This window comes from Protofrankia sp. Cr1 (genome assembly GCF_963555865.1).
Taxonomy (GTDB): Bacteria; Actinomycetota; Actinomycetes; order Frankiales; family Frankiaceae; genus Protofrankia.
This window is the reverse complement of sequence record NZ_CAUVXO010000329.1, coordinates 1-5,720: the sequence shown is the minus strand read 5'-3', so window position 1 is coordinate 5,720 and position 5,720 is coordinate 1. Positions and strand designations below refer to the sequence as shown.

Annotated in this window: 4 protein-coding genes and 1 pseudogene; all 5 read right to left on the bottom strand. The window is 71.9% G+C overall.

The features are described 5' to 3' along the window. The coding region (locus U9980_RS20470) for a transaldolase family protein (RefSeq protein WP_416210340.1) at nucleotides 1-427 on the bottom strand (427 nt) is incomplete at its 3' end. 93 nt (nucleotides 428-520) lie between these two features. Beyond that, nucleotides 521-2,614 (bottom strand): annotated as a pseudogene (gene tkt, locus U9980_RS20465) (transketolase); the annotation flags it as partial. Between the two features lie 160 nt (nucleotides 2,615-2,774). Continuing rightward, nucleotides 2,775-3,824, bottom strand: coding sequence for an L-idonate 5-dehydrogenase (locus U9980_RS20460; protein ID WP_322769397.1), 1,050 nt, complete (start codon nucleotides 3,822-3,824; stop codon nucleotides 2,775-2,777). Nucleotides 3,825-3,873: 49 nt separating this feature from the next. Continuing rightward, nucleotides 3,874-4,662, bottom strand: a complete 789-nt coding sequence (locus U9980_RS20455; RefSeq protein WP_322769396.1) for an SDR family oxidoreductase — start codon at nucleotides 4,660-4,662, stop codon at nucleotides 3,874-3,876. A gap of 36 nt (nucleotides 4,663-4,698) precedes the next feature. Next, a partial coding sequence (locus U9980_RS20450; protein WP_322769395.1) for a D-2-hydroxyacid dehydrogenase occupies nucleotides 4,699-5,720 on the bottom strand: 1,022 nt, incomplete at its 5' end.

Sequence of the window (5,720 nt, the reverse complement as noted above, 5' to 3'; positions counted from 1 at the left end):
GCACCTCGCTGATCGCCGGGAGCCCGGCCAGAGTCGCCGGGATCTTGATGAAGACGTTGTCGCGGTCGACCAGCCAGGCCAGCTGCTTGGCCTCGGCGACGGTGGCTGCGGTGTGGTGCGCCAGTCGCGGGTCGACCTCGATGGAGACCCTGCCGTCGGTGCCGCCGCTGGCCTCGAAGGTCGGGCGGAGCAGGTCCGCCGCGGCGCGCACATCGGCCGTCGTGATCATACGGATGGCCTCGTCGACGGCCACGCCGCGGGTGGCGAGGTCGCGAAGCTGGTCGAGGTAGCCGTCCCCAGCCGAGATCGCCTTCTGGAAGATGGTCGGATTGGTGGTGACGCCCACGACGTGCCGTTCGCGGATCAGGTGGGCGAGGTTGCCCGACGTGATCCGTGAACGGGACAGGTCGTCGAGCCAGATCGCCACACCTTCGTCGGACAGCCGCTCCAGTGGGTCGCTCGTGACAGGTGCGCCTCCCGAGCGGGCGGGTGTACCGATGAGGGGGGTGACCCGGCTGGCCGCCGCGGCGACCGACTCGCGGGCGGCGGCGGCGACCGCATCCACGGTGATGCCGAACTCGTCGAACAGGACCTTCCCGTCGGCGGAGGCCCCGAAGTGCTCGAGGGACACCACCCGGCCGGTGTCGCCCACGTAGCGGTGCCAGGTCAGGCCGATCCCGGCTTCGACGGCCACCCGGGCCGGCACCGACGGCGGCAGGACCCGCTCCCGCCAGGCCCGGTCCTGCTCCTCGAACCACTCCACGCACGGCATGGACACCACCCGGGCCGGGATGCCGTCGGCCGCCAGTTTCTCCTGGGCGGCGACCGCCAGCTGCACCTCCGAGCCGGTGGCGATCAGGATCAGCAGCGGCCTGCCGCCGGAAGCCTCGGCCAGCACGTAGCCGCCCCTGGCCGCGTCGGCGTTCGGCGCGTAGGTGGGCACGTTCTGCCTGGTCAGCGCCAGACCGTGCGGGGCGGGCCGGCTTGCGTGCCGGCGCAGCACCTCCGCCCACACGATGGCTGTCTCGTTCGCGTCCGCCGGGCGGACGACGTTCAGGCCCGGGATGGCGCGCAGCGCGGCCAGGTGCTCGACCGGCTGGTGGGTCGGACCGTCCTCGCCCAGGCCGATGGAGTCGTGCGTCCACACGTAGGTGACCGGCAGCTTCATCAGGGCGGCCAGCCGGACAGCCGGACGCATGTAGTCGGAGAAGACCAGGAACGTGCCGCCGTAGACGCGGGTCCTGCCATGCAGCGCGATGCCGTTCATCGTCGAGCCCATTGCGTGCTCGCGGATGCCGAAGTGCACCGTGCGGCCGTACGGCTCCGCCTGCGGTAGCGGGTTTCCGGCCGGCAGGAAGGACGACGAGGCATCAATCGTGGTGTTGTTCGACCCGGCCAGGTCGGCCGAGCCACCCCACAGCTCGGGGATCACCGAGCCCAGCGCGGCCAGCACGGCGCCCGAGGCCTTGCGGGTGGCGACCGGCTTGCCCGGGGTGAAAACGGGAAGCGCCCGCTGCCAGCCCTCCGGTAGCTCCCCGGCCTGGATGCGGTCGAACTCGGCGGCCCGCGCCGGGTTCGCGGCACGCCACCGGCCGAACTCCTCGCGCCACGCCGCGTGCGCGGCACGGCCGCGGTCGAGCGCCGTGCGGGTGTGCGCCAGCACTCCGCCCGCGACCTCGAAGTGCCGCTCGGGATCGAAGTCCAGCACCCGCTTGGTCGCGGTGACCTCCGCCTCGCCGAGCGCGGCGCCGTGCGCGGCCTCGGTGTTCCGCGCGTTCGGCGCCGGCCAGGCGATGATCGTACGAGCCGCGATGATCGACGGTCGGGTGGTCTCGGCCTGGGCCGCCCGCAACGCCGTGTACAGCGCCGCGACGTCGATGTCACCGTTGTCAGCGGGTTGGATCCGCTGCACATGCCAGCCGTAGGCCTCGTAGCGGCCCAGCACGTCCTCGGAGAAGGCCGTCGCGGTGTCGCCCTCGATGGAGATGTGGTTGTCGTCGTAGAAGGCGACCAGGTTGCCGAGCTTCTGGTGGCCGGCCAGCGAGGACGCCTCGGCCGAGATGCCCTCCTGTAGGTCGCCGTCGGAGACGATGGCCCAGATGGTGTGGTCGAAGGGCGACTCGCCCGCCGGCGCGTGCGGGTCGAACAGGCCGCGTTCGTAGCGGGCCGCCATCGCCATCCCCACCGCGTTGGCGATGCCCTGGCCGAGCGGCCCGGTGGTGGTCTCGACGCCGGCGGTGTGGCCGTGTTCCGGGTGGCCGGGCGTCAACGAACCCCAGGTGCGGAAGGACTTCAGGTCATCCAGCGTGAGGCCGTAGCCGGCGAGGAACAGCTGGGTATAGAGGGTCAGCGAGGTGTGGCCGGGAGACAGCACGAAACGATCCCGGCCCACCCACGCCGGGTCGGCCGGGTCGTGCCGCATCACCTTCTGAAGCAGCAGGTAGGCGACGGGCGCGAGGCTCATCGCGGTGCCCGGGTGGCCGTTGCCGACCTTCTGCACGGCGTCCATGGCCAGCACCCGAGCCGAATCCACGGCGCGGGCGTCCAGCTCTGTCCAGTCCAGCTCTGTCCGGTTCAGGTCGGTCCGGTTCAGGTCGGTCGATGCCGGGCTCATCTGAGCAGACTCCTTGTCGGGTGGTGCGGGCGTGCGGGGTGGGTACGCACGGCGGCCTCGGCGCTGTGTGATCAGGCAGGGACCAACACCGGGGCGCTGGTAGCGGCGGTACTCGGCAGTGCGCGCCCGCTGCGCCATCTCCGCCATCTCCGCCAGAACGTCAGTCAAAAGCGATGAGGACCTTGCTTGCCTTGGTCCGGTCCCGCGCCACGGCGAAGGCCTGCGCGGTCTGGTCAAGCGGGAGGACGTGGGTGATGACCGGTTCGACGTTGAGACCCCGGTCGAGCATGCGCACGGCGTCCTCGATCTCGTGAGTGAACCGGAAAGCCCCTCGTAGTTCGATCTCCCGTGTGACCAGCACGTTTCCTAGCAGCGGCGTCATCCCTGGCGGCAGCAACCCAAGCTGGACGACGGTGCCCCCGCGGCGGACCCGCTCGACACACGTGCCCAGCCCGCTGGCGCTGCCGGAGGCCTCCACGGCGAGGTCCGCCACGACATCGGACCAGTCGTCGGGCGTCAGGGCGTCCGCGCGCAGCGTCGTGGTGGCCCCGACAGCGGCGGCGATCGCGAGAGCCTCGTCGGTCAGATCGGTGACGACGATCTCGGCGGCGCCTCGATCGCGAGCCGCCGCGACGAGGAGGCAGCCGATGGGGCCGGCTCCCGTGACGAGCAGGTGGCGTCCGGCGACGTCGCCGGCCCGGTCGAGGGCGTGCAGGGCGACCGCGAGCGGCTCGGCCACCGCGGCCTGACGCAGGTCGAGCCCGTCCGGCAGCGGGACGAGCTGGTCGGCGCGGACCAGCACATGCTGTGCGAAGCCCCCCTGCACGTGTGGGAAGCGTGCCGCGCTGCCCAGGTAGGTGACCTGGCGACAGATGTTCGCCCGCCCCGTGCGGCACTGCTCGCAGTGCCCGCACGCAATGGCCGGATGCACCGCGACGGCGAGTCCGGGGACGACCTCCGTGTCTCGAACGCTGCCGACCCCCGATCCGACGGCGCCCACCCGTGCGACCACCTCGTGCCCGAGCACCATCGGCTCGCGGAGCATGAAGTCGCCGACGCCGCCGCGGTCGACGTAGTGCAGGTCGCTGCCGCACACGCCGCCGTAGGCGACGTCGAGGACGACCTCGCCCGGACCGGGCTCGGGGTCGGGCAGGTTGTCGACGCGCAGATCGCGCGCGGCGTGGACGACGACACCTCGGTTGACGCTCATGGCTCCTGACACTCCCTCGGGTCGGGCGGTGGACTGCTTCGAAGGAAGGTCACAGGACCGACGTCATGCCGCCGTCGACGTAGACGATCTGGCCGTTGACGAAGTCGGACGCGCGGCTGCTGAGGAACAACAGGGTGCCGACGAGGTCGTCAACCTGCCCCCAGCGCCCGGCGGGGGTGCGTCGGGCTATCCAGGCGGAGAACTCGTCGTCGGCGACGAGCGCGGCGGTCAGCTCGGTGTCGACGTAGCCGGGCGCCAGGCCGTTGACCTGGATGCCGTATGGGCCGAGGTCGGCGCACAGGCCCCTGGTGAGCATCTTGAGGGCGCCCTTGGTGGCGGAGTATGGCGCGATCGCGGGGCGGGCGAGCTCGCTCTGGACCGAGCAGATGTTGACGATCTTCCCTGCTGCCTGAGGGATCATCACCTTGGCGGCCTCGCGACTGACGAAGAACGCCGTGGACACGTTGGTCTCGAGTAGCCGATGCCACTGGTCGTCGGGGAACTCGGTGACGGCGGCCCGGAACTGCACGCCGGCGTTGTTGACAACGATGTCCAGCCCGCCCATCGCCTCGACCGCGGACGTGACGCCCGCGGCAACCTGGTCGGACTGGGTCGCGTCGAAGGCCACGGCGTGCACACGGGCTCCGGTCCCGGCCATGACCTGCACCCGGGCTCGCTCCAGCGGCTGCGGCGAGCGCGCCACGATGGTGACCTCGCATCCCGCGGCAGCCAGGCTCTCGGCCAGGCGCAGGCCGATGCCGCGGCTGGCGCCGGTTACGAGCGCACGCCGTCCGGCGACGTCGAACAGCGAGCGTACGTCGAGGGTCGAGGCAGTCACGAGTTCTCCTTTGGGGGCAGCTCGGTCCGTGCGGCGTCAGTAGCCGGAGGCCAGGTCGACGACCTTGCGCATCGGCTCATCGCGCACGAAGCGCGCGAGGTTGTCGCAGAACAACTCCACGATGCGCTCGTCCTCGTCGACGGTGAGCGCCGCGGTGTGCGGGCTGATCAGGACATCGGGGCGTCCCCACAGCGGGCAGTCCGCCGGTAGCGGCTCGACGTCGACGACGTCGAGGACCGCCGCGCGCAGGCGACCGGCATCGAGCGCGGCGATGAGCGCGGCCGAGTCGAGCACGGCTCCGCGCCCTACGTTGACGACAACGGCGTGGGAGGGCAGTCGCGTGAGCATCCCGGCGTCGAGCAGTCCGCGGGTGGCCAGTGTTCCGGGCAGGGTGTTGACCAGCATGTCGACGGTGGGCAGCACCTCGGCCATTGCGCTGAGCGCGAGGACCTGGTCGACGCCGCGTGGCGGTGGCCCGACACGGCGCCGGACCCCGGTCACCCGGGCACCGACGGCGTGCGCCAGTTCGGCCGTCCGTAGGCCGACGCCCCCCAGCCCGAGGACAAGTACGTGCGAGGCGGACAGCAGCCGCATCGGCCAGCGTGAACGCCAGGTGCTCTCGGCGGAGGCCGTCTGCAGGACGTCAAGGTCCTTGGCGAACGCCAGCATGCCCAGCAGCGCGAACTCCGCGAGAGGCTGTGCGTGCAGCCCCGCCGCGGACGTCACGGTCAGCGTGGCGGCCCGCTCGGCAGGCAGACCCGCGGCGAGGAGTTGCTCCCCGGCGCCGGCCGCCGTCCCCTGTATCCACCGCAGGCCGGGCGCGGCGTCGGCCAGCGAGCGCAGCCCGCCTGGGCTGTCTCCCGGAACGCCGAGGGCCACCTGTGTGCGGGCCAGCGCAGCCTGCCATCGCTCGGCCTGGTGCGCGCTCAGGGTGCGTGGCTCGCCCTGGTGGTCGGCAACGAACCGCTGCACGGGCAGCAGGTCTGGCAGGTACTGGACCTCGATGGCGGCGCCGGCCGCCGCGGCGCGGTCGCGGATGATCGCGACCGGGTCCAGCG

Excerpts from the sequence above, each read along its gene's own strand:
- U9980_RS20460 (WP_322769397.1), bottom strand. The coding sequence starts at position 3,824 with ATGAGCGTCAACCGAGGTGTCGTCGTCCACGCCGCGCGCGATCTGCGC.